General features: G+C 58.0%; 23 protein-coding genes. 5 read left to right on the top strand and 18 right to left on the bottom strand.

From position 1 onward, the window contains the following. Nucleotide 1: 1 nt before the first annotated feature. From EK369_RS09275 to dctP, 8 genes are all read right to left on the bottom strand, one after another. On the bottom strand, nucleotides 2–1,210 hold the full coding sequence (locus EK369_RS09275; protein WP_127113789.1) for a pyridoxal phosphate-dependent aminotransferase: 1,209 nt from the start codon (nucleotides 1,208–1,210) through the stop codon (nucleotides 2–4). A gap of 56 nt (nucleotides 1,211–1,266) precedes the next feature. Continuing rightward, nucleotides 1,267–1,833: a sarcosine oxidase subunit gamma gene (locus EK369_RS09270; protein WP_164726950.1), complete on the bottom strand. Its 567-nt coding sequence runs from the start codon at nucleotides 1,831–1,833 to the stop codon at nucleotides 1,267–1,269. After that, a complete protein-coding gene (locus EK369_RS09265; protein ID WP_127113785.1) occupies nucleotides 1,826–4,786 on the bottom strand; it encodes a sarcosine oxidase subunit alpha family protein in 2,961 nt (986 codons plus the stop codon). Before EK369_RS09265 ends, EK369_RS09270 begins: the two co-directional genes overlap by 8 nt. Further along, the gene (locus EK369_RS09260; RefSeq protein WP_127113784.1) at nucleotides 4,783–5,070 is read right to left on the bottom strand and encodes a sarcosine oxidase subunit delta; all 288 of its coding nucleotides are present in this window, start codon (nucleotides 5,068–5,070) and stop codon (nucleotides 4,783–4,785) included. The genes EK369_RS09265 and EK369_RS09260 overlap by 4 nt, the downstream gene beginning before the upstream one ends. 12 nt (nucleotides 5,071–5,082) lie before the next feature. Continuing rightward, a complete protein-coding gene (locus EK369_RS09255) occupies nucleotides 5,083–6,333 on the bottom strand; it encodes a sarcosine oxidase subunit beta family protein (RefSeq protein WP_127113782.1) in 1,251 nt (416 codons plus the stop codon). 484 nt (nucleotides 6,334–6,817) lie between these two features. Further along, nucleotides 6,818–8,107, bottom strand: coding sequence for a TRAP transporter large permease (locus EK369_RS09250; protein ID WP_127113780.1), 1,290 nt, complete (start codon nucleotides 8,105–8,107; stop codon nucleotides 6,818–6,820). Nucleotides 8,108–8,150: 43 nt separating this feature from the next. After that, a complete protein-coding gene (locus tag EK369_RS09245; RefSeq protein ID WP_127113778.1) occupies nucleotides 8,151–8,711 on the bottom strand; it encodes a TRAP transporter small permease in 561 nt (186 codons plus the stop codon). Nucleotides 8,712–8,777: 66 nt separating this feature from the next. After that, a complete protein-coding gene (gene dctP / locus EK369_RS09240) occupies nucleotides 8,778–9,776 on the bottom strand; it encodes a TRAP transporter substrate-binding protein DctP (RefSeq protein WP_127113776.1) in 999 nt (332 codons plus the stop codon). A gap of 200 nt (nucleotides 9,777–9,976) precedes the next feature. Between dctP and EK369_RS09235 the strand changes: the two genes are divergently transcribed. Further along, nucleotides 9,977–11,032, top strand: coding sequence for a LacI family DNA-binding transcriptional regulator (locus tag EK369_RS09235; RefSeq protein WP_127113774.1), 1,056 nt, complete (start codon nucleotides 9,977–9,979; stop codon nucleotides 11,030–11,032). A gap of 225 nt (nucleotides 11,033–11,257) precedes the next feature. Here EK369_RS09235 and EK369_RS09230 read toward each other — a convergent pair whose 3' ends face one another. Beyond that, nucleotides 11,258–12,904: an electron transfer flavoprotein-ubiquinone oxidoreductase gene (locus tag EK369_RS09230; RefSeq protein WP_127113772.1), complete on the bottom strand. Its 1,647-nt coding sequence runs from the start codon at nucleotides 12,902–12,904 to the stop codon at nucleotides 11,258–11,260. Nucleotides 12,905–13,161: 257 nt separating this feature from the next. Here EK369_RS09230 and greA point away from each other — a divergent pair, with 257 nt between their 5' ends. Together greA and EK369_RS09220 are read left to right on the top strand one after the other, a co-directional pair. Continuing rightward, nucleotides 13,162–13,632 (top strand): transcription elongation factor GreA, encoded by a 471-nt coding sequence (gene greA / locus EK369_RS09225; RefSeq protein ID WP_127113770.1) that lies wholly within the window; start codon nucleotides 13,162–13,164, stop codon nucleotides 13,630–13,632. A 36-nt stretch (nucleotides 13,633–13,668) separates the two neighbouring features. Next, nucleotides 13,669–14,691 (top strand): hypothetical protein, encoded by a 1,023-nt coding sequence (locus tag EK369_RS09220; protein WP_127113768.1) that lies wholly within the window; start codon nucleotides 13,669–13,671, stop codon nucleotides 14,689–14,691. Between the two features lie 147 nt (nucleotides 14,692–14,838). On the opposite strand, the gene EK369_RS09215 is transcribed toward EK369_RS09220, so the two are convergent. Genes EK369_RS09215 through EK369_RS09200 form a run of 4 tightly spaced genes read right to left on the bottom strand, consistent with a single transcriptional unit; the run spans nucleotide 14,839 to nucleotide 18,143 of the window. Continuing rightward, the gene (locus EK369_RS09215; protein ID WP_127113766.1) at nucleotides 14,839–16,098 is read right to left on the bottom strand and encodes a molybdenum cofactor synthesis domain-containing protein; all 1,260 of its coding nucleotides are present in this window, start codon (nucleotides 16,096–16,098) and stop codon (nucleotides 14,839–14,841) included. Further along, nucleotides 16,095–16,586: a molybdopterin-guanine dinucleotide biosynthesis protein B gene (gene mobB, locus EK369_RS09210; RefSeq protein ID WP_127113764.1), complete on the bottom strand. Its 492-nt coding sequence runs from the start codon at nucleotides 16,584–16,586 to the stop codon at nucleotides 16,095–16,097. The genes EK369_RS09215 and mobB overlap by 4 nt, the downstream gene beginning before the upstream one ends. Nucleotides 16,587–16,589: 3 nt before the next feature. Next, nucleotides 16,590–17,207, bottom strand: a complete 618-nt coding sequence (gene mobA, locus EK369_RS09205; RefSeq protein WP_127113762.1) for a molybdenum cofactor guanylyltransferase MobA — start codon at nucleotides 17,205–17,207, stop codon at nucleotides 16,590–16,592. A gap of 48 nt (nucleotides 17,208–17,255) precedes the next feature. Next, nucleotides 17,256–18,143, bottom strand: a complete 888-nt coding sequence (locus EK369_RS09200; protein ID WP_127113760.1) for a formate dehydrogenase accessory sulfurtransferase FdhD — start codon at nucleotides 18,141–18,143, stop codon at nucleotides 17,256–17,258. 53 nt (nucleotides 18,144–18,196) lie between these two features. Here EK369_RS09200 and EK369_RS09195 point away from each other — a divergent pair, with 53 nt between their 5' ends. Together EK369_RS09195 and EK369_RS09190 are read left to right on the top strand one after the other, a co-directional pair. Continuing rightward, on the top strand, nucleotides 18,197–18,910 hold the full coding sequence (locus tag EK369_RS09195; RefSeq protein ID WP_127113758.1) for an AzlC family ABC transporter permease: 714 nt from the start codon (nucleotides 18,197–18,199) through the stop codon (nucleotides 18,908–18,910). Next, nucleotides 18,907–19,233, top strand: coding sequence for an AzlD domain-containing protein (locus EK369_RS09190; protein WP_127113756.1), 327 nt, complete (start codon nucleotides 18,907–18,909; stop codon nucleotides 19,231–19,233). The genes EK369_RS09195 and EK369_RS09190 overlap by 4 nt, the downstream gene beginning before the upstream one ends. A 3-nt stretch (nucleotides 19,234–19,236) precedes the next feature. On the opposite strand, the gene EK369_RS09185 is transcribed toward EK369_RS09190, so the two are convergent. The 5 genes from EK369_RS09185 to EK369_RS09165 all read right to left on the bottom strand — a co-directional run bounded on the left by EK369_RS09185 (nucleotide 19,237) and on the right by EK369_RS09165 (nucleotide 23,358). Next, on the bottom strand, nucleotides 19,237–19,881 hold the full coding sequence (locus tag EK369_RS09185) for a hypothetical protein (protein ID WP_235871378.1): 645 nt from the start codon (nucleotides 19,879–19,881) through the stop codon (nucleotides 19,237–19,239). A 31-nt stretch (nucleotides 19,882–19,912) separates the two neighbouring features. Further along, the gene (locus EK369_RS09180) at nucleotides 19,913–20,047 is read right to left on the bottom strand and encodes an aa3-type cytochrome c oxidase subunit IV (RefSeq protein ID WP_127113754.1); all 135 of its coding nucleotides are present in this window, start codon (nucleotides 20,045–20,047) and stop codon (nucleotides 19,913–19,915) included. Nucleotides 20,048–20,134: 87 nt separating this feature from the next. Next, entirely contained in the window at nucleotides 20,135–20,593 is a 459-nt protein-coding gene (locus EK369_RS09175) for a DUF6173 family protein (RefSeq protein ID WP_127113752.1), read from the bottom strand. Nucleotides 20,594–20,599: 6 nt separating this feature from the next. Further along, nucleotides 20,600–21,643, bottom strand: coding sequence for an MBL fold metallo-hydrolase (locus EK369_RS09170; protein ID WP_127113750.1), 1,044 nt, complete (start codon nucleotides 21,641–21,643; stop codon nucleotides 20,600–20,602). Then, on the bottom strand, nucleotides 21,640–23,358 hold the full coding sequence (locus EK369_RS09165) for an acyl-CoA dehydrogenase (protein ID WP_127113748.1): 1,719 nt from the start codon (nucleotides 23,356–23,358) through the stop codon (nucleotides 21,640–21,642). Before EK369_RS09165 ends, EK369_RS09170 begins: the two co-directional genes overlap by 4 nt. Nucleotides 23,359–23,483: the final 125 nt, after the last annotated feature.

The raw sequence follows: 23,483 nt of genomic DNA, 5'->3' as shown, positions 1-23,483 counted from the left end.
GTCAGCCGCTTTGCCTGATGGCCCCAAAACAGTCTTTCATCCGCACAATGGCCTCAACGAGGTCATCCCGCTGGACTGCAAAGCACAGCCGAAGTGCAGGAGATGCGCCGAAAGCTTCGCCCGGTGTTGCCGCCACGCCCGCCTCTTCGATCAACAAATCTGCCAACTCAAGATCAGATTTTGCTTGCCGACCACTGGGCTGATGGGTTCCTCCCATCAAACCCGATACGTCTACGTAGATGTAAAACGATCCGTCCGGACACGGAGCAGAAACACCCGGCATATCTGCCACAGCTTCAACGATGATATCGCGTAGCTCTTCATAATATTCCAGTTGTGCAGCCCGGAATTCCTGGGGTCCAGAGATTGCGGCTTCGGCTGCAACCTGGCTCACGCTACAGGGGCAGCTGGCAGCCTGGGACTGGTAAACACCCATGGCATCAATCAGCTCAGCCGGACCGGTTGCATAGCCAATGCGCCAACCCGTCATCCCATAGGCCTTGGAAACCCCGTTTATCGTGACCACGCGGTCGGCCAGATCCGGAGCAACTTGCGCCAGAGTCGCGAAGGTATTCCCGTCAAACCGGATGTATTCGTAGATATCATCGCTGATCACCATCACCTGCGGATGGCGGCGCAACACATCGGCCAATTCAAGCAACTCATCGGCAGTGTAGATTTTTCCAGTTGGGTTGTTTGGGGAGTTCAAAATCAACCATTTGGTGCGCATGGTAATCGCTGTTTCCAGGTCGTCTCCGCTCAACGCCTTTCCGGATGGCCAATTGCTGCTTACGACTTTGGGCACGCCTCGCGCCAGCAGTACCATATCTGGATACGACACCCAGTAAGGTGCTGGAATGATGACTTCGTCACCTTCTTCCAGTGAGACCGCCAACACATTGAAAATCGACTGTTTGGCTCCAGCCGATGTCATAACATTTTCAGCTGTGGCATTAAGCTGGTTATCCCGCTGGAATTTGTCAGCGATAGCTGCGCGTAAGGAATGTATTCCGCTCACAGTTGTGTAGCGGGTCTGACCGGAAGACATTGCCGTTTTTGCCGCCTCAATCACATGGTCGGGCGTACCGAAATACGGTTCACCGACGCCCAGATTGATGATGTTCTTACCTGCGGCTACAAGCGCTCCGACCCTTTTGTTGACACCATCGGTCGCCGAGAATTTGATTTGCTGCTGTCGTTTCGAAATCATGTAAGTTCGCTCCAAGTACAAGTGATGAGGCAGCTGTGTTGCATCCCTTTGGTGGTTCAGTTCACAGAGCCAGCGGCTGTCAGTAGGGCGTAGTGCAATGCTTCCGCCGTCGAGCGCGGACCCATAACCGCATATCGGCGTCCCTGTTCGAGGCAGATCACCAGGCAATTGAGATGATCCAGAAGGGTACGCTCAGCCGAACCAACGGCCATCCTTGCAATGTCAATTCGGCAGAGACGTTCGAAGACCTGGAGGCAGAACGTCCCCTCAAGGTCGAACCGGCACCAACCATCGGTTTGTTCGGTCACCGAAGCTCGGCCCGCAAGCGCATCCCTAAGACGATAGGGCATAAGCTCATGCCCGGTGATGTCAGCGCCGATCAGCCATTGATTGGGGCCGATCCAACTGGCGGAAAAAGAATCCGAGGCGGCATGCCCGCCAGGTGCGGGCAACTCCAACCCGAGAAACCTTTCGGCCGCATTCCGGCCTTCGGCCTCTTTGCCCCAACGTAGCGCCAGTGAGGCAAGTGCCCGATCTGACACTTCGCGGATGATGATTCCGTTAAGCTGGTCCACCCGTGGTACCAAGGCCCCCAACGGAGTGATTGTATGAAGGTCATGCACGAAGACGCCCCCCATCCGGATCAAAGAAATGCGTGGTGGTAACTTCGACTTTCACGTCGGTGTTTTGGGCCGGGCTGACAACGCGTACTACCTCGCCCATCCGGGCATCGCCGTTTTTCAACAGCGCCAGGCCAATGCAATGGCCGAGACTGGGCGAAAAACACGCCGAGGTCACACGGCCCTGATCGTTGTTGATAACAATTTCCGCACCGTCATTGACCAGATTGGTTCCGGCCGTAAACGTTTCACTCGTATTTACCGGTTTCAAGCCAACAAGGCGCAGGCCATCTGTGCGGATCATACCCTCGCGTTGATCAAGCACGCTGCCGATACTGTCTTTCTTGCGCGATACCATCCGCTCCATTCCCATGTTCAGGGCGGTAGTGGTTCCATCGAGTTCCCGTCCCGTGGGGTGACCCTTTTCAATCCGCATCACATCCAGCGCTTCAACCCCATAGGGGATCACATCCAGATCCTTGCCGAGCTCAAGCATGCGGCGCCACATTGCGGCGCCATAGCGGGCTGGTACCGCGATTTCATATGCCAGTTCGCCAGAGAATGAGATCCGGAAGAGACGGGCCCGAAGCCCATCGCAGACAGATAATTCTCCGCACGCCATAAACGGGAAAGTTTCGTTAGTGATGTCGAATTTTTCATCCACAACACGTTGCAATAGTTCGCGAGACTTGGGGCCTGCCACGGCAAACTGGGCCCATGCCTCGGTGGTCGAGATGAGCTGCACATCCATATCGGGCCACAGACATTGCCGCGCGAATTCCATGTTGCGCAAAACAAGCGCAGCGTTTGCGGTCGTGGTCGTAATCACGAAATGATCTTCGCCCAGACGCGCGGCAGTACCGTCATCATAAAGGATACCTTCTTCCCGCAACATCAGACCATAGCGCACCTTTCCAACTGCAAGTTTGGCAAAGCCATTTGCATAAACCTTGTTCAGGAAAGCTGCGGCATCCGCGCCCTGAACATCGATCTTGCCAAGGGTGCTCACATCGCAAATGCCGACTTTGCTACGTACGTGCATGACCTCACGGTCAACCGATTCACGCCAGTGGGTTTCACCTGACTTTGGAAACCAGCGGGCACGAAGCCAATTGCCAGCACGAACAAGGGGGGCACCATTCTCCTCGGCCCATTTGTGGCTCGGCGTCTTGCGGATCGGGCGATAGTGCGCGCCCACGCTCCGGCCACCAAAAGCACCCACTGTCACCGGCGTATACGGAGGGCGGAAGACAGTGGTGCCGGTTTCCGGGATGGATTTTCCGGTCAACTCGGCCATCACAGCCAAAGCACCCACATTCGAGGTCTTGCCTTGGTCCGTCGCCATGCCAAGTGTAGTGTAGCGCTTGAGATGCTCGACCGACCGGAAATTTTCCTGATGTGCGAGCTTCACGTCCTTGACGGTCACATCATTCTGCAAGTCGAGCCAGGCTCGACCTTTGCCATGGGTGACGTGATAGATCGGCTCATGTTCATAGGCCGCGTCATCGGCCTGTGGCAGTTCCGTGGCACCACCGGACGCAAAACCCAGGTCTGATAATATGGCACTGGCTTCCTCAGCCCCGTTGCGCAAGGCATCGGTAGTCGTGAACAACCCCTTAGCCGCGCCAGCAACCGACATTCCGGGCGGCAGATCTGCGCCCGGCACAAAAGCGGCAATGTCCTCATCCCAAACCGGGCGGCCATTCTGGTGGCAAGTCATGTGCACATTCGGGTTCCAGCCACCCGAAACGCCCAAAGCACCGCAAGATATAGTTTCCAGCCGGCCGTCACTGTGCCGCACCCGGATGCTTTTCAATCCCTGTCGACCCTTTGTGCCGATAACTTGAGCGCCAGCAATCAAACGCGCATCAGACAATTTCGCAGCTTTCTGGCGCACATCCACGACCGCCGCTACGTCGACGCCTCTGGCCATCAGGTCCGCTGCTGTGCGGTGCCCATCGTCATTGTTGGTGAACACCGCCACCCTGCTGGCGGGCGCCGTCGCCCAGCGGTTGGCATACGCGCGCAGAGATGCCGCCAGGGAGATGCCGGGGCGGTCGTTATTGGGAAAGGCAATCGGGCGCTCAGTGGCACCAGCGCAAAGGACCGCACGTTTCGAGTAGATCCGCCACAAAATCTGGCGAGGCTTACCGGAGACGGGTGTATGAATGTGATCCTGCACGCGCTCGACTGCGCCATAGGTGCCATGATCGTAAGCCCCGATAATCGAGGTTCTCGGCATGACGCGCACATTATCCATCGAATGCAGTTCAGAAACGACCGATGCAGCCCAATCATGGCCAGCCATGCCACCGACCTCCTGTCGCTCGGCATTAAGCCGACCGCCCATAAGGAAATCTTCATCTGCAACAATGACTCTGGCCCCTGCCCGCCCAGCAATCTGCGCGGCCATCAGGCCCGCCGGGCCGGCACCAATCACCAGCAAATCGCAATGCAGGAACCCTTTGTCATATTCATCCGGATCATCCTGCATCGACAGGCTACCCAGGCCAGCAGCCCGACGGATCGCAGGTTCATAGAGCTTCTCCCAAAAACTTTTCGGCCACATGAAGGTTTTGTAGTAGAAACCAGCGGTCAGAAAATTCGAGAATAGATCGTTGATTGCCAGCGGATCCCAACGAAGCGATGGCCCGCGGTTTTGTGACCTTGCATCCAACCCATCAAAAAGTTCAGCTACCGTCGCGCGTGTATTGGGTTCCTGCCGTGCATCGCTGCGCAATTCGACCAGTGCATTCGGCTCTTCCGAACCAGAAGTGAATACGCCGCGCGGACGGTGGTATTTGAACGACCGACCGATCAGGCGCACGCCATTTGCCATCAAGGCCGAGGCCAGCGTGTCACCCTCATATCCCTGAAAGGCCTGGCCGTCGAAAGTAAAATTCAACGCTTTTGTGCGATCGAGTCTGCCGCCGTCAAGGCGAAGTTTCTGTGTCATTTGCTGCGCCCTCTCGCACGGGCCGCCTCGGAGGCCAATTCAACATGAGTGATTTCATGGGTCACGGTATTTCGGGTCACAACCAGCCAGGAGCGGTCGCCATATTCATGAAACCAAAGCTCTTTGTGCTCACCAGCGGGATTGTCGCGAAGATACGTGTATTCAAAGAACTGTTCTTGAGCATCTGCGGCCTGCCAATCTGGCCGATCAATCAGGCGAGCGTCACCGAGATAGATGAACTCCTGCGCATCGCGCGGACCGAGTAGAGGGTGATTGATGAGCATCGCCAGCCTCTTTCAATGAAGATTTGGGGTTGGACCAACCCCGTTTTCGTCGATCACATAGCCGCGGCGAAACCGGTCAAGTCGGAAACCAGCAGCGTTTTCATGGGGCTGGTCTGTGCTCAGAAGGTGGGCAAAACACATGCCCGAAGCCGGGGTGGCCTTGAAGCCGCCGTAACACCATCCGCCATTGAAATAGAGCCCATCGATGTGGGTTTTGTCGATAATCGGAGAACCATCCATCGACATGTCCATTATTCCACCCCAGCTGCGCAGCAGCCGCGCGCGCGACATAATCGGAAGCAGCGACAGCCCGCCCTCCAGAACCGAATCCAAGACCGCGATGTTGCCGCGCTGCGCGTAGCTGTTGTAAGCATCCAAGTCGCCGCCGAAAACCAACCCGCCCTTGTCTGACTGGCTGATGTAGAAATGACCGGCGCCATAGGTGACAACGCCGGGGAGGAGCGGCTTCAAACCCTCGGTCACAAAAGCCTGCAGAACATGGCTTTCAATCGGCAGACGCAATCCAGCCTTCGCCATTAGCTGACTGGATCGGCCAGCTACGGCCACGCCTGTCTTTTTGCCGCCGATGAAGCCGCGCGTTGTTTCCACACCAATGCACTTGCCGTTTTCAATCCGAAATCCGGTGACTTCACAGTTCTGGATGATATCCACGCCTCGCCTGTCCGCTGCGCGGGCATATCCCCAGGTCACGGCATCGTGACGTGCCGTACCACCCCGACGGTGAATAAATCCGCCGGTTATGGGAAAGAGCGGGTTGTTGAAATCAAGGCCGGGATACAATTTACGGATTTGATCGACATCGAGCATCTCACCATCGCCGCCGGCCATGCGCATGGTATTTGCCAGACGAAGTTGTGCATCCCTGCCCCCATCGTCGTGATGCAGAGCCAGAATACCGCGCTGGCTCACCATCGCGTTATAGTTCAGGTCCTGCTCCAGATTTTCCCAGAGCTTCAGACTCATGCCGTAGAATTTCGTGTTCTCGGCCAACATGTAATTGGAGCGCACAAGTGTTGTGTTACGCCCGACATTGCCCGAGCCGATCCAGCTCTTTTCAAGAACCACAACACTGAGTTCCCTATACACGCTCGACAGGTAATGCGCCGTGGCCAGACCGTGGCCACCACCTCCAACGACAATTATGTCGTACTGGTCTTTCGGCTCAGGATCACGCCATGCCGGACCCCACCCTCTGTGGCCGGTCAAGGCCTCCCTGATGACTCTGAACCCCGAGTACTTCATCACATTCTCTTTCTGCCGGGATAAGACATCCCACTTGACGAACAGTTTTCGGTGCCAGGTCGCATCTTCTGCCTTTCGCGGGGCCCGATTCGGCCTTCAGGCTAGGTGTTTTAGAGGAACGTTAATCGATTAACTTAACAGCAGTCAAACACAAACTGTAAACACGGCACAGGCATGCGTAGTTTGCATGACAACAATGCAAAAGATCTAGTGCTACCGGCGCCTCAAGTTAGTTATTCGATTAAGCGATGACACTTGAGTCGTCTGCTTAACCTCCAAAGGAAGGGAACCCAACATGACTGCTAGTATCAAATCATGTGTCAACTATTTTATCGGCGTAGCTCTCGGACTGAGCGTTGTTGCTACACTGGTTATCAGCTTGAACGTATGACACTCGATGACGCATGCGCGAATAGTACCGCAACGCATGCAATCAACCTCTAGAAAGCCAGCGAGCTAAACCCGCCGGCTTTTTCCTTTCTGGTTAACCCAGCAACAATTTCGGCAGCCACATTGCCGTTTGCGGCAAAAACGTTGTGAGCACCAGCGTCGGCAGCCAGGCCAACACGATGAAGACCATCGTGGGCCCGAGAATCTTGTTGACCGGTACCTGTGTGACCCGCGCACCCAGATACAACAGGGGTGCAGTGGGCGGCGTGATATTTGCCATTCCCAGATTGACGCCCAACACAGCGGCAAAATGAACCGGGTCCATTCCAACGCTTTGTACGATGGGCAGCAACAGAGGCGCCGAGAGCAGAAGACCGGACACGTCATCCATCAGCATTCCGATCAAAATCATAACCAGATTCACCATCAGCAACACAACAATCGGATTGTCGGAAACTGAAAAGATGATGCCTTTGGCGAGCCCGGGAATGTCTTCGAAGATCAGGAACCGGCTCACGATCAGCACCATTGTCGCCATCACCATCACCACACCGATGGTCACGGCCGAGGTGCGAAGCGACTCTTTGAATGACTCCCAGGTCAAACCGCGATACACCCAGAAGCCGATCGGGATTGCGTAAACCACCGCAACACCGGCAGCTTCGGTTGGCGTCATGATCCCGCCATAAATCCCTCCAAGAATGATGACCGGCATCATCAGCGCCGGGATTGCCTTGAAAGAACGGCCCATCAATTCTTTGGGGAAACTTTCGACATCGCCGACCAAAAGGAGGTCGTTATTCTTGCGCAGCATGAAGAAATTCACAATGCACAGCAGCAGCACCAAGATCAGTCCGGGAATAACTGTCGAGAGAAAACAGCGCAGAACCGATTGCTGCGTGACCCAGGCATACAGGATCATCGTAGCGCTCGGTGGGATCAACAACCCCAGCGGACATGCAGCAACCAGCAACGCCGCAGACATGCCTTCAGGGTACTTCGCGGTGCGGAGATGCGGCATCATGATGCCACCGATACAGGTTAAAGTGGCCGCCGCACTGCCCGAAATCGAACCGAAGATGGCACTGGCAAACACCGACGCCGCCGTCAAGCCGCCCTTGATGTTCCCAACCAGAAGTTCAGCGAGCGCGACGAGGGGTTGGGCGATCCGCCCGCGCTCCATTAGAATCCCAGCTAGAATAAAAAGCGGGATCGCCAATAGTACAATGGTGTTTACCTTCCAATGCCCAGTGGGCATGAACGCCAATGTATCATGACCCCCGAACACCCCGATCAGGATAAGGACGCCCCCGAACGCAAGTGGAACACTAACACCGATAATCAGGAGGGTGCAGAGCACCACTAGGCTAAGTAGGATGAGCATTTGTTTGCCTCAAGCTGTTTTCCGACGCAATACATCTTGTTGATCAGGGAATTTCCGGAGGTTTTTCCGAAATAGGGGGATCCACGATGTGGCGCGTTTTGATTTCCACGTAGATGTGTAAAAGCGTGTAAAACGCCATGAACGCAAACCCGACGGGCATCGCCAAACGCGGCAGAATGAACGGAATACGTAGCGCGTTTGTCGCCTGCAGGTTGGGATAAAAGCTCAGCTCATCAAGGATCATCATGACTGACCAATACAAGAGCACCAGGGTCACGCCGAGTTCAATGATGTGAACCAACAGGGTTCGATAAAACGCGATCTTCGGGTTTTCGATTATGTGCGTCAGGAGATCGGCATTGATATGAACCTTCTCGTAAGTTCCGACAGCGCTCCCTAAAAAGTAGAGCCAGAAACATATGATCAGCAGCCACTCTTCGTAGGCGAACAAATCGGCTCTGAAGCCATAGCGAAACACCACGACAAAGAAAAATGTGACGCCCATAATCAGTGTGAAAATCGAGATCAGAAAGACCTGGATCTTCAGCGCGAATTTGACAAAGCCGGCCAAGCCTTTGGGTAAGTTTTCCAGAACCTCGTCCAATACATTTCCTCCCTCCTGGCGCAAAAGGCTGGATTCCGTTTTCGGAACCCAGCCCTTCACCATTCGTTAATTGGTCAGGCGATCCAGAACGTCCGCGCCAACAATATCGGCCGCCTGCGGCCAAACCGTTTCGCGAACTGTTGCGGCCAAGGCACCGCGCTCTTCGTCGGTAATGTCGAGAATTTCATAACCACTCTCCTGCAGTTTTTCGAGGAATTCGTCTTCCACCGAAAGAGCGTGGTCAGCGAAGTCATTAGCCGCCTTGGTGAACGCGGATTGAACCACGATCCTCTGCTCGTCACTCAGCTTGTTCCAGGTTTCACCACTGGCATAATATGCTGTCATTTCGACGGTCGCGTTGTAAGGAATGAAGTAGTCGCCTACATCACTTTGCGCAAATGCGGTATAAGCCTGCTCTGCTGTGCAGCAGATGGCGCCGTCAACCGCGCCGGACTGCAGCGCGGCGAACACTTCGCCCCAGTTCATAGTTGTCGCATTATAGCCGATGGTCTCAACCAGCGATTTTGCAATTTGCGAGCCCCAAACACGAATGTTGATGTTCTTGGCATCAGCCGTTGCGTGGTTGTCAGGCTTCTTCGTTGTGACGATGCCAATGAACCCTTCGGGGACTACGGCCATCAGGTTCAGCCCCAAACCATCAAAAGTTTCGTCGAGAATTTGGTTGAATTCGGAGTCGGAATCCCGATACACCGCATCGATTTCGGCCCGTGTCGACGCAAGGAACGGCAGGGACAGGATTTCCAAAGCCTTGGCACGGTTCGGATAAATGAAACCGTGTACCAGGTCGATGTTTCCGCGCATGGCATCGTCAAGAAGCTCTTCACCCGACCCGAGTTGGCCAGCGGGGAATACTTTGACTGTCAGGCCTACATCAGCAGCTTCGATGTCGGTTTTGATTTGCTCCAACATTGTGTTTGCGTAGTGGTTCACAGGATGAACCCCCGCGAATTTTAGCGTGATGTCCTCCGCCATGGCGCTCCCAGCGATGAGCGCAGCAGCAGTACCGGCGGCGACGGTTTGGGCAAGCGAGGAAATGAGTTTCATGATGTCTCCCTGTTAGCAGTTGTGTGTCCGCCCCTGATTGCGTCCACACGCATAGCTTCAGGAGCAGCCTCACGTTAATCGATTAACCACTCAACATCAATTTAAATCGTTTAACTTGTGCGGTTTTAGCGATAGCATTCAGGGAGCATTCACTATGATTGCGAGCCAACCTGCATTTAAACAACTGAAAAAACAAGAAAATGCCAAAACCGACTTTAAGCCAGATTGCCAAAGAACTGGGCGTATCGACGGCGACTGTCTCTCTCGCCATGAAGGAAAACAGCCGCATCTCGGACGCGACTCGGAGCAAAGTTCTCAAAGCAATGCGCGAATCCGGCTATGTTTACCAGCGCTCAGCGGCAGGTCTTCGAAAGGCAAAGACGGATACCGTTGGTATCATCCTTAACAACGTCTCCGATCCATTCTACAGCACATTGCTGGCAGAAATTGAACGCGCGCTGGCCGAAGAAGGGCGAACCGCGTTCTTGTGCAATACAAACGAAAGCCTCGATCGTCAGGCCGAGTTCATCCGCAAAATGTCCGAGTACAACGCTGACGGAATAATACTTGTTCCCGCAATTGGCACTGAACCAGTTCATCTCGAACAATTCAAAGAGATCGCGCCGCCGATTGTTTGCGCGACGCGGACGGTGGCTGGTTACCCGATCGATGCAGTAGTGCTTGATGATGCAGAAGGCGGCCGCATGGCGACACGTCATTTGGTGAACCTCGGGCACAGGCGCATCGCAATCGTCGGCGGAGTGGAAAGCATTTCATCCTTTCGAGATAGGTTGACCGGTCATCGAATGGCTCTCGACGAGTTGGGTTTGCCGTTCGAGGAGTCACTGGTTTTCGAAATGCGCCCTGTCAGAAAAAGCGGATTTGACATCGCGCCTGAGCTTGTCGAAAGCCCGGTCGCTGCCACGGCGGCAATTGGGTACAATGCGATAGTAACACTGGGTCTCAAGGCGGGGTTGCAGAAAGCAGGCGTCCTGCCAGGCCGGGACTTTGCGTTAATCGCCTCCGAAAACGTTGAAGAGCTTCAGTTGACGAGCCCCGCACTAAGCACCATTAGCCTGGACGACCGAAATATGGGTCGGTCTATCGTAAACCTTTTGATGGAGCGCATCCAGAACCCGGAAACTGAGCCTCAAACTTTGCTTTTGCCTCCTGAATTGCTGGTCCGCGAAAGCTGCAATCCCTGTCAGGAAAATAACACTCTCCCGAAGTCCGGAACCACGGTGCGCTTGGTCTGAATGGCCGCATTGTAATTTGCCGAGCGGCATGAGCTGTTTCGCCGATGCAGCGAAAGTGGCTCTGCGAGCGCACGCAGCGAGAATAACCAAGGTACAGGTTGGGCTCAACGCAGACATTCGCTGCGATGGCGAGGTAACGGCACCTCGTCTAACCTTTGAGATGTGAAACTCTCACCAAAAAGGGGCCGCCCGAAGGCAGCCCTGTGTCTTGTACCGTGAACCGGATCACATGTTGGGATAGTTTGGTCCGTCGCCGCCCTGCGGGGTGACCCAGGTGATGTTCTGGCTGGGGTCCTTGATGTCGCAGGTTTTGCAGTGCACGCAGTTCTGGAAGTTGACCACGAACTCGGGTTGACCGTCTTTTTCCACGATCTCGTACACGCCGGCCGGGCAATAGCGTTGCGCGGGCTCGGCGTATTTGGGCAGGTTGACGCCCACCGGAATGCTGTCGTCCTTGAGGCGCAGGTGGCAGGGCTGGCTTTCCTCGTGGTTGGTCATCGCAAAGCTGACGTTAGTCAGGCGGTCGAACGACAGCTTGCCGTCCGGTTTCGGATAGTCGATCGGCTTGTGCTTTGACGCCTCTTCGGTCGCATCCGCATCGTTCTTGCCATGGCCCAGCGTGCCGAACAGCGAGAAACCCAGCGTGTTGGTCCACATGTCCAGACCACCAAATGCCAGCGACGCCGTCAGGCCCCATTTGGACCAGATCGGCTTGACGTTGCGCACCTTTTTCAGGTCCTTGCCGATGGCGCCGGTGCGCACTTCGGTCTCGTAATCGGTCAGCTCGTCACCCGAACGGCCATCCTTGATCGCGGCAACCGCCGCCTCGGCCGCCGCCATGCCCGAGAGCATCGCGTTGTGGTTGCCCTTGATGCGCGGCACGTTGACCATGCCGACCGAGCACCCCAGGAGCGCAGCACCCGGCGCCACCATCTTGCACATCGACTGATAGCCGCCCTCGGAAATCGCCCGCGCGCCATAGGCCACGCGTTTACCGCCTTCGAGCAGCTCGGCAATCTTGGGGTGATGCTTCAGACGCTGGAATTCCATGTAGGGGAACAGGTGCGGGTTCTTGTAGTTCAGGTGCACCACGAAGCCGACGTAAACCTGGTTGTTTTCCAGGTGATAGATGAACGATCCACCCCCCGCATTCGAGCCCAGCGGCCAACCCATGGTGTGGGTGACTTCGCCTTCGTTGTGCTTGGCGGGATCGATCTCCCAGATCTCTTTCATGCCAATGCCGAATTTCTGCGGCTCTTTGCCTTTTTGCAGGTCGTATTTGCCGATGATCTCTTTCGCCAGCGAGCCGCGCACGCCCTCGGAGATAAAGACATACTTGCCGTGCAGTTCCATGCCCGGCTCGGTGTTCTCACCATAAGAGCCGTCTTGTTCCAGACCAAAGACACCGGCCACCACGCCTTTGACTTCGCCGTTGTCACCATAGACCAGCTCGGAACAGGCCATGCCGGGGAAAATCTCGACGCCCAGTTCCTCGGCCTGCTCGGCCATCCAACGGCAGACGTTGGCCATCGACACGATATAATTGCCGTGGTTGTTCATCAGCGGCGGCATGGGAAAGTTCGGAATACGCACCTCGCCCGCTTCACCCAGCATGTAAAAGTTGTCTTCCTTGACCGGCGTGTTCAGCGGTGCTCCCTTGGCCTTCCAGTCCGGGATCAGCTTGTCCAGACCACAAGGGTCCAGCACCGCACCCGACAGGATATGGGCCCCGACTTCGGACCCTTTTTCCAGCACAACGACGTCCAGATCGGCGTCCAGTTGCTTCAGACGGATCGCCGCTGACAGGCCCGCAGGACCTGCTCCAACGATGACCACGTCATATTCCATTGCTTCGCGTTCAATCTCGGACATTGGAGCTTCCTTCCTTCCGGTGGCTGGCGGAAATATTCTTTCGCGTGTGCTACCGCGTCTTGCAACAAAACGTCAATTGGAACCCGACGACAAAATGCTGCAAAACGCCATATTTTGCGGCGATATCGCATATTTGCGCTTGCATTAGGATTGGTCCCTTGCTTTTGAAAGCACGCTCAGGGCAGTCTCAGAGCAACCAAAGGAAAAAACTTGGGCCACGCCGGATGGTGTAACCCACACAACACGGGACCAAACCCATGGATAAACTCCCTATGACCCGCGCGGGTTACACCGCGCTGGAGGCAGAATTGAAGCAGCTCAAATCCGTTGAGCGCCCCGCCATCATCGAGGCCATCGCCTCGGCCCGTGAGTTGGGCGATCTGAAGGAAAACGCCGAATACCACTCGGCCCGCGAAAAGCAGGGCTTTATCGAGGGCCGCATCAAGGAGCTCGAAGGCGCGATTTCGCTGGCGGATGTCATCGACCCCACCACCATGTCCGGCACCATCAAGTTCGGCGCCACCGTGACGCTGGTCGACGAAGACACCGACGAGGAAAAGACCTGGCAGATCGTTGGAGAACACGAGGCCAACGTTGAAAAGGGTCTCTTGAACATCAAATCTCCCCTCGCCCGCGCCCTGATCGGCAAGGACGAAGGCGACAGCGTCGAGGTGCGCACACCCGGCGGTGAGAAAAGCTATGAAGTGTTGAGCATCGCGTTTGTCTGACCACAGGCACCCCTCGGGATTGGTACAGGACCAGCCATGAGTGACAACAAGGAAAGCCGCCCGACGCCGCTCGGGATTTACGAGAAGCCCTCGCGCCCCACGGTAACCGGGGTCGAGCTGATTGCTATTGCCCTGTCAGTTCTCTGGCTCGGGGGAACGGCGGTGTTTTTCCTCGTGCTCGGTGGCTCGACAGGCGAGATCGATTCCCTGCGGTTCATCATGACCATGCTGGCCATCTTTATGCCGGTGGCGATGATCTGGGTTGCCGCCACCGCAGCGCGGTCCAGTCGCATCATGCGCGAGGAAAGCGCCCGTCTGCAGGCCGCCATCGACGCCATGCGCCGCACCTATGTCGCTCAGGCGCAGGGGGTTGTGTCCGCCAATACCGGATCGGAACCGTCCGTGGCCCGCAAGCTGGACGAGATCGCCGCCGCCCAGCGCAAGACCGAGTCCGCGCTTGCCACCTTTACCACCTCGCGGGACCGCAGCTCAGGCATCCGCAAGCAGCCGGAACCGGTTGTGGCACAGGTCGACGAAGAGGATCAGGGGCTTTTGGCGCTTGGCACTCCCGCCGAAGACCTGTCACCTCCGCTGGACCGCGAGGTCTTTATCAGCGCCCTGAACTTCCCGGAAAATGCCGAGGACAAGGCCGGCTTTGCCGCCCTGCGCAAGGCGCTCAAGGATCGGCAAGCCTCGCAGTTGATCCAGGCCGCACAGGACGTGCTGACCCTGCTCAGTCAGGATGGCATCTACATGGATGACCTGCGCCCCGATCTGGCCCGCCCGGAAATCTGGCGCCACTTTGCAGCCGGAGAGCGAGGCCGTCAGGTTGCACAGCTGGGGGGTATTCGCGACCGCACCTCGCTGGCGCTGGCTGCCGGTCGGATGAAACAGGATACGATCTTCCGGGACGCCGCGCATCACTTCCTGCGCCGCTTTGACAAGACCTTTATTGAATTCGAAGAGACCGCCTCGGACGCCGAGATCGCCGCGCTGTCCGACACCCGCACCGCCCGCGCCTTTATGCTGCTTGGCCGTGTTGCCGGAATCTTTGATTGAGTGGCCGTAGGTCGGACAAATTTGTCCGACCTACCCGAAACCCTTAACACGCTGATTTCAAACATATACCGACGTGATACCGACGTCATACCGACGCGATACAGACAGGCATTTCCGGAGATTGCGGGGCGCGTTAACGATTGCCCATCAAAGGCCGAACGCGCTGTAGGGGTAGTAGGTCACCAGCGTTCCTTCGGTCACGTCCATCGCCCCATCCGGCAACTCTACAAGCCCCTCAGCCCAGCTCAACCCGCTGATCCGCCCAGAGCCTTCGGACTGGAAAACTTCGGCTTTTCCATGCCTTAGGCGCGCCCTGAGATATTCGCGCCGCCCCGGTTTCTTGGACTTGGCAAAGGCGGCGGGCACGGTCAGCGCCTGCGGCTCTTTCCACCCTTCTCCGGCCATGGCCCCCATGGCGGGGCAGGCAAAGATCAGCGTGCACACCATCGCCGCCACCGGATTGCCCGGCAATCCAAACACCGGCGTCCCGTCCCAAACCCCCAACGCCAAAGGCCGCCCCGGCTTCAGCGCCATCCGCCACAATGTCATGGATCCGGTTTCGGTCAGGATCGCGGCCATGTGGTCCTCATCGCCCGCCGACGCACCGCCCGACGTCAGGATCAGATCCGCGCGCTCCGCCGCCGCATCCAGAAACTCTTTGAGCTCCAGCCGGTTGTCCGGGGCACGCCCCATGTCCACAGGCACAAATCCCAGCCGTTTTATCAGCCCCAAAAGCATCGGGCGGTTGGCGTCATATATCTGATCTGCCCGCGCATCTTGTCCGGGTTCGGCCAATTCATCCCCGGTCGAAATCACCGCCACGCGCAGGGGTTCGCGCACCTCGACCTGGGCCACGCCGGTGGCAGCCAACAGCGCCAGATCAGCCGGTGTCAGACGGCGACCGGCTGGCAGCACAACCTGCCCCGCCTTTACATCTTCGCCCGCTTTCCGCGTGTTCGCGCCATGTTTCAACGGCCCATGAAAGGCGATCTCGGCACCATCCGTGGTGACATCCTCTTGCAGGATCACCGTGTCCACGTCCCGGGGCAGGGTTGCGCCCGTCAGAATGCGCACGGCGTACCCGGGGGGCAGAAGCCCTTCAAACGGCTGACCTGCTGCCGAGCGGCCCTCAACCAGCGGCAGGGTTTGCGGTCCGTTCACGACATCCGCATGCCGCATCCCATAGCCATCCACGGCCGAATTCGGCAATGGGGGATTGGACCGCGCCGCTTTGACGTCCCTCGCCAGAACACGATCCAAAGCGTCGCCCAGAGCAACGGTATCAACCCCAGTGACCGGACGCAGCCGCTCTCGCAGAACTGCCAGTGCCTCGTCCACTGGCGTCCAGTCAGTGCCTGCAGGCAGGGCGAAACAATCGTCTTTCAGGGGGGGAGGCTTTAACGTCACGAAGCTGTCTCTTTCAGAATAAAGTCCGCGATCCCGGCAACGTCGTTCAGGTCAAACGTCGGGCGATCCGCGTCCAGCGGACTGTCCGTGGCAATCGCGCGAATGGTTGCATTGCCCGGTGCGATGAGGTCTTGCCCAGCAGCCTGTCGGTAGGTCTCTACCTTGGGGTGCCCTGCCCGTTTGAAGCCCTCGACCAAAACGATGTCCACCGGATCGAGGCGCGACAGCAGCTCGTCCAGATCAGGTTCCGGCGCGCCGCGCAGCTCATGCATCAGGGCCCAGCGATTGGCCGAGGCCAACAGCACCTGTGACGCCCCGGCATCGCGATGACGAAAACTGTCGGTGCCGGGCTGGTCCACATCAACCGCATGATGGGCATGCTTCACGGTTGATACTGTGAACCCTCGGCGCGTGAATTCTTTCACCAGCCGCTCGGTCAGGGTGGTTTTGCCGGTGTTTTTCCAGCCGGTGATGCCAAAGACTCGCATGGGCTATTGATTGGCCATCGCGCGGGCCTGCGCAAGGTCCCCAGGGGTATTTACGTTGAAAAACGGATCGATCCCGGTGACAGGAAATTCGGCCAGCCGACCATCATGGCGATCGGTCCACATCACCACCTTGCGCAGACCGTCCTGTAGCGCGGCCCGAAGGTCATCGCGCAAGCTGACGGGCCACAGGCCAAATGTGGGTTGGCGCCACAGCTTGCCGCTGTCCGGATCCCGACTGGCCGCCAGCACCAGCGGATGCGCCATGCCATCGGCCTTGGACGTGAGGCGCGAGACCAAGTCGCTTGGGAAGAATGGCGTGTCGGCGGCGGCAGTGACGATTGTCTCCGCGCCCTGCTCCGCGGCCCAGTCAAGCCCGGCAAGAACGCCTGCCAAAGGTCCGGGAAACTCGGCAATGCTGTCAGACAGAACCGGCAACCCGGTTTCGGCAAACCGCGTAGTATCCCCGTTGGCATTGAGCGCCAACCCCGCCACCTGTGGTGCAAGCCGGTCCATCACATGTGACAGAATTGATTTGCCATCGAGGTCCAGCAGCCCCTTGTCACCACCACCCATGCGGGTCGCGCGGCCACCTGCGAGAATCACGCCAAGGGGTTGCTTCATGATTTTGTGCCTCCGGCGGGAGTATTTTGGGCAAGATGAAGCATGGGATCAGCCCCCTGATTTCCGGCGGTGTTTCTTGTCTTCCTCGGGCACAGTGGCCGGGTCGACGTCGCGCAGCAGCCGCTCTTCTCCGGCAAGGCAGACAAAGCGCTGCCCGCGCATGCGGCCGATCAGGGTGAGGCCGACCTGTTTGGCGATCTCGACCCCCCAGGCGGTAAACCCCGAGCGCGAGGCCAGAACCGGGATACCCATCAGCGCGGTCTTGATGACCATTTCAGAGGTCAGGCGGCCCGTGGTGTACAAGATCTTGTCGGCGGCCGAGACCTGTTCGTCGAACATCCAGCCCGCAATCTTGTCGACCGCATTGTGACGGCCCACGTCCTCCATGTAGACCAGCGGGCGATTGCCCTGACATAGCACTGTGCCGTGGATGGCGCCTGCTTCGAGGTAGAGTGACGGGGTGCGGTTGATCTGATGCGCCAGCGCGTAGAGGTCTGACGTCAGCACGCGCCCCTCTGGCAGGGTCACATCCTCTAACCCCTCCATCATGTCTCCAAAAACGGTGCCCACGGCACAACCGGACGTACGGGTCTTTTTCTTGAGCTTTTCCTCGTGGCTGGTTTCCACAGCGGTGCGCACCACAACCGTTTCCAGTTCCTCGTCGAACGCCACGCCCGTGACCTGATCGCCATCCACCAACATGCCCTGATTGCGCAGGAATCCCAGCGCCAGATATTCCGGGTAATCTCCAATCGTCATAGCCGTGACGATTTCTTGACTGTTCAGGAAAATCGTCAGCGGGCGCTCTTCGACCACCGAAATCGTCATGGGCTGGCCCAGATGGTCCGTTCCGGTAACCGCACGGGTCAGCCCCCCCCGCCCTGGGTCCGGTGCGATCAGGTAGTCGCCGTTTTCGGGTCTCGTCTCCAATTGCATCTCCGATCATGGACAGGTAGGGCGGATGTATGCACCCAATCTAGGATCTGCCCATGGCTTCCTCCAGCATCAAATCCGCCTATTGGAGAGGATTTCGCGACGCGACACCCTTTGTCTTTGTTGTCGCCCCTTTTTCGCTGTTGTTCGGAGTGATCGCAACCGAGGCTGGTTTGTCGGTGTTCGAGACCATGTCCATGTCCGTCGTGGTGATCGCCGGGGCCGCGCAATTCACGGCGTTGCAGCTGATGAACGAAAACGCGCCGACCATCGTGGTTCTGGCCTCGTCCCTTGCGGTGAACCTGCGCATGGCGATGTATTCGGCCTCGCTCACGCCGTTCCTTGGGGCGGCGCCGACGTGGCAGCGCGCCATCATGGCGTATTTCACGGTGGACCAGTCCTATGCTCTGAGCGTGTTGAAGTTCGAAACCGAACCCAAGATGACTCTGCCGGAGAGGGTTGCCTATTTCATGGGGACGGTGTCACCCGTCTGTCCGAACTGGTACCTGTTTACCTTGGTCGGGGCATTGGTGGGGCAGGCCATTCCACCCTGGCTGGCGCTGGATTTTGCCGTGCCGATCACCTTTCTGGCAATGATTGGTCCGATGTTACGCACGGGCGCGCACGTTGTCGCCGCGGGCGTGTCTGTGACGCTGGCGCTGTGTTTTGCGTGGGTGCCCTATAATCTCGGGCTGATGATTGCCGGATTGGGGGGCATGATGGCCGGTGCCCAAACTGAGACAGTGCTGGCCAAGAGGGCTGCGCCATGACCGACCTCTCGAACCTCTGGATCATCATTTTCGGCCTCGGAATCGGCAGCTTTTTCATGCGCTTCCTGTTCCTTGGGCTGGTGGGGGACCGTCCCCTGCCCGACTGGCTCTTGCGACATCTGCGCTATACGGCGGTGGCCATTCTGCCCGGGTTGGTGGCACCGCTGGTGGCATGGCCTGCCGCCACAGGTGGTCAGCCTGATCCCGCACGTATTGCGGCGGCTTTGGCCACGTTTGGGGTGGGATATGTCACCAAGAACGTTCTGTTGGCGATCCTGTCGGGGGCCGCAGTCCTGTTTGGTGGCCTGTTTCTGTTGAGCTAGGCGCTAGTTGGCTGCTGCACGCGCAGCGCGCTGTTGCGCCACCAGTTGTTCGTTGTACTCGGCCAGAACTTTTGTTTTGTCGTCGGCATCGTACTCGAACAATTCCCGCTCGGTCGGACCGTACGCCCTGAAGGCCTCGTAAAGCTTGTTGGGATAGTAGGTCGAGGGGATACCCTCGAACCCCGGCAGGCTGCGCAGGATGGCCGAGGTGCTGAGCGCACAGGTCGCCTGGGGGACAGCCCCATTGGACATCGCCTTGCGCAGGGCCATTTCGGCAATCTCGGCGCTGACAGGCAGTTCCTGAATGATGACGTGATACGTCTCGCGCGCATGGAAGCGGGTGTAGAGATCAACCATCTGAGGCGTCATGCCATAGACCACATCACCGCTTGCGACGATGCTTTCAGCACGGAAGCTGCCCGCAGGATCCCAAACCACGCGTTGGGATGCGTTGATCAGAAGCGAGGTATGGGCACCCGCGCCGGTGTCGTTGCTGACCATGGTGTAGAGAGTCAGCGAGGGTTGGCCGCCATGCACATAGGCGGCGGCCTGAATCTCTTCGGCTGTTCTGGTTTCTTTACTGACTTCGCAGCCCGCCAGCACAAAGGCTGCCAGCAGGACCGCGGCAATACGGAAAAAGGAGCCCATGGAACGCACCAGCACGAATTCGAGACCGGGATCAGCTGTTGAAGATCGCCAGGAAGATCAGGATGCCAATTGAGACCCCTGCAACCCAGGTCGAGGCCTTTACAAAGCCAGCAAAGGTTTTTTCCTGAACGTCGGTATTCATCGAACCGTGTTTGTGATCAGCCATGTCGCGTGTTCCTTAAAGTCGTGTTTGTTGCTGATTACCGGATTCGGGCAGGCCTGTCACCACGTCAATCGCGCGCAGGCCCAGCCGCTATTCACCAGTCTTTGCCAGATCGGCCGCCAGCCGAAAGCCGATGCGCGTTGGCGGAGCCTCTTCGGTGGGTTTCGGAAGGGCCCGCAGCATCACCGAAAGCTGGCTCACATGCTGCACCAACTGGGTTTTTACCCCCATAGAGTCCGATCCGTAAAAGGTGATCATGTCCGGATCGAAAAAACCCATGCCTTCGATCCGCATCACGCCTGTGTCGCCACCGGCATATCCCATGGCAATCTCGTGTTCGTTGTCGAGTTGCTGTTCAAAGTTCTGGATGTAGAGGATCAGCCGTTCATAGGCCCATTCCGCCGGGCTTTTCTGCGCGACCGGTTTCTGCCCGACGGTGTCCGGGATGTCCTTACAGGGCTCGACATCCGGATCGGCGTGCACTTCGTGGCGACGTGGCAGGGCAGCGGCCTCGGCGGCCTCTGCGCTGGTTTCGATCTTTTCACCCATGATGACTTACCCTTTACGTTGCCAGAGCCACGCACCGTCCTCGCGTTTGGTGCGGGTTACCTTACCAACATGGTACAGATGATTGAGATGGGCAATCGCTTCGACCAGGGCCAGCCCATAGGCCGAACCGCCGATATGGCGTTTGAAGATCGGCAGGAAGCATTCCCCTCCGGTCCTGGGTTCGTCCAGATGCTCAAGCAAACGGTCCAGCGCGCCATGGTGATTTTCAACCAACTGGCGCATACGCATCTTGAGCCCTGTAAACGGCAGTTTATGCCCGCCCAGAACCAAATGCTCGGGGCGCCCGAACTGGGCCAGCCGCTCGCAGCTTTCCAGCCAGTCACCCACCGGATCGGCGTCTGGTTCGGTGGCATAGACCCCGATGTTTGAGCTGATAGAAGGCAGAATCTGGTCGCCAGACATCACAAGATTGTCATCCCGACTCCAGAAAGTCGCGTGTTCCGGCGCATGACCATTGCCGATGCGGACGTCCCAGTCGCGCCCGCCGATTCGGATCACATCACCTTCCTTGATGCGTTTGTAACCGACCGGCATCGAGTCAACGACGTCGGAAAAGTTGAAGGGCCGTTCGCTGGCACGTTGGTTAAAGACCTCTTCGTCCATGCCGCAGGCCTTGTAAAAGGCCATCGTTTCCTGGGTCGGAACGGCCTGTTCATCCAGCTGCAACATCCGCGCCATCAGCCAGGACGTGCGCGTGGTCCACAGTTCGGCTCCGAACTCGGTCTGGAACCACCCGGCGAGCCCCACGTGGTCGGGGTGGTGGTGCGTGACGATCACGCGGGTGACGGGCTTGCCCTTCATGGGGCCGTCCATCAGCGACTGCCAGATCTTCTTGCCCCGCTTTGACGAGAACCCTGTGTCGATGATGGTCCAGCCATCACCATCGTCCAGAGCATAGACGTTGACATGGTCCAATTGCATTGGCAGCGGCAGTCGCATCCAGAGGACACCCTTGGCCACTTCAATCGCTTCTCCCTGAGCCGGGGGCTCATCCCAAGGGTATCGAATCCCCGTCAGGTCATCACTCATGCGCCAAGATCTTCCACGCTGATTGCATACAGGTCCTCGGCCCCGCGCACGGCTTGCGACAAGAGGCCCGAGTGTTCGGGAAGCATACGGGTGATGTAGAACCGCGCAAGCTTGGTCCGGGGGCCTTTGTCTTCTTCGCCCATGGCGGCCCTGAGGTGGTAGTGCGCGCCCAGGATTCGGGCAAAACCCTTGAGGAACGGCACCGATCCGGCGAAGCGGTTGTTCATGTCCGTTTGCGCGACAAGCCACTCAGTTGTCTCGCGCAGGGTTTCGGTGGCCTCCCAGACAGGTTCGGCCAGCTCGGGCAAAGTGGCGCGCGCCTCTTCGGCGTGAGCCTCGATCTCGTCCAGCAAACGATAGGCGGCTTCACCCCCATCCATCAGCTTGCGGCCTACCAGGTCCATGGACTGAATGCCGTTGGTCCCCTCGTAGATCGAGGTGATCCGCACATCCCGGGCATATTGTGCCGCGCCGGTTTCTTCGATGAAGCCCATGCCGCCATGCACCTGAACGCCCATTTCCGCCACGGCGATACCTGTGTCGGTGCCAAAAGCCTTGGCAATCGGCGTCAAAAAGGCGGCGCGGGCTTTCCATTCGGCGTCGCCGGTTGCCGTGCTCATATCGATTGCGACCGCACAGGCCATGGCAATCGCGCGCGCGGCAAACAAGTCTGCCCTCATCGTCGCCAGCATCCGGCGAACGTCGGCATGGTCCACGATGGTGCCGGTGCCGCCCTCGACCGGGGTGCGGCCCTGTTTGCGTTCCAGCGCATAGGCCAGCGCATGCTGATAGGCGCCCTCGCCAACGCCAATACCCTGACACCCAACGCCCAGGCGCGCGTTGTTCATCATGGTGAACATGGCGCGCATCCCGTCATGCGGCTCTCCTATCAACCAGCCGGTGGCCCCATCATATTGCATGACCGCCGTTGGCGAACCGTGGATGCCCAGTTTGTGTTCAAGGCTCACAACCTTGAGGCTGTTGGCCACACCAGGTTCGCCACTTGCATCGGGGATGTTGCGGGGCACGATAAACAGGCTGATGCCCTTGGTGCCCGGCGCGCCATCGGGCAAACGTGCCAACACCAGATGGCAGACGTTGCCGGTAAAGTCGTTGTCACCCCAGGTGATAAAGATTTTCTGCCCGGTGATCGCATAAGACCCGTCGCCATTCGGTTCGGCCTTGGAATTCAGAGCACCCACGTCTGATCCGGCCTGCGGCTCGGTCAGGTTCATGGTTCCGGCCCACTCACCCGTGACGAGTTTGGGCAGGTAGGTCGCCTTGATTTCATCGCTGGCGTGATGTTCCAAGGCTTCGATCTGGCCCTGGGTCATCAGCGGGTTCAACTGTAGCGACAGGCAGGCACCGCTCATCATCTCGTTCACAGCGGTGGTGATCGAATGCGGCAGGCCCATGCCGCCGAATTCAGGATCAGCACTGGTCGAGATCCAGCCGCCTTCGGCAATCTGGCCATAAGCTTCGGCAAACCCCTTAGGCGTGCGCACAACGCCGTTTTCCAGCACGGAGCCTGTCAGGTCACCAACCCGCTGCAGCGGGTACATCACCTCTTCGCACATACGGCCAGCTTCGGTCAGGATTGCGTCTGTCACGTCCTTGTCAGCATCGGAAAATCGCTCGGTTGCGGTCACGGTGGCGAGGTCGACAACATGGTCGAACAGGAATTGATAGTCGGTGACGGGGGCGCGATAGGGCATGGCACTCTCTTCCGGTTACGGCTTGGCAATGGTTGCAGGCGCTTGTATTGAGCTTTGCGCCCTAAGGTAAGGGGCGGGTTGCCGCGGACATAGTGGAACGCAGCGTCACAGGAGAATGCGACGTG

This window comes from Shimia sediminis, assembly GCF_003990645.1.
GTDB classification, from domain to species: domain Bacteria; phylum Pseudomonadota; class Alphaproteobacteria; order Rhodobacterales; family Rhodobacteraceae; genus Shimia; species Shimia sediminis.
Note: the sequence above shows the minus strand (reverse complement) of the source record. Positions and strands in the feature narration are given on the sequence as shown.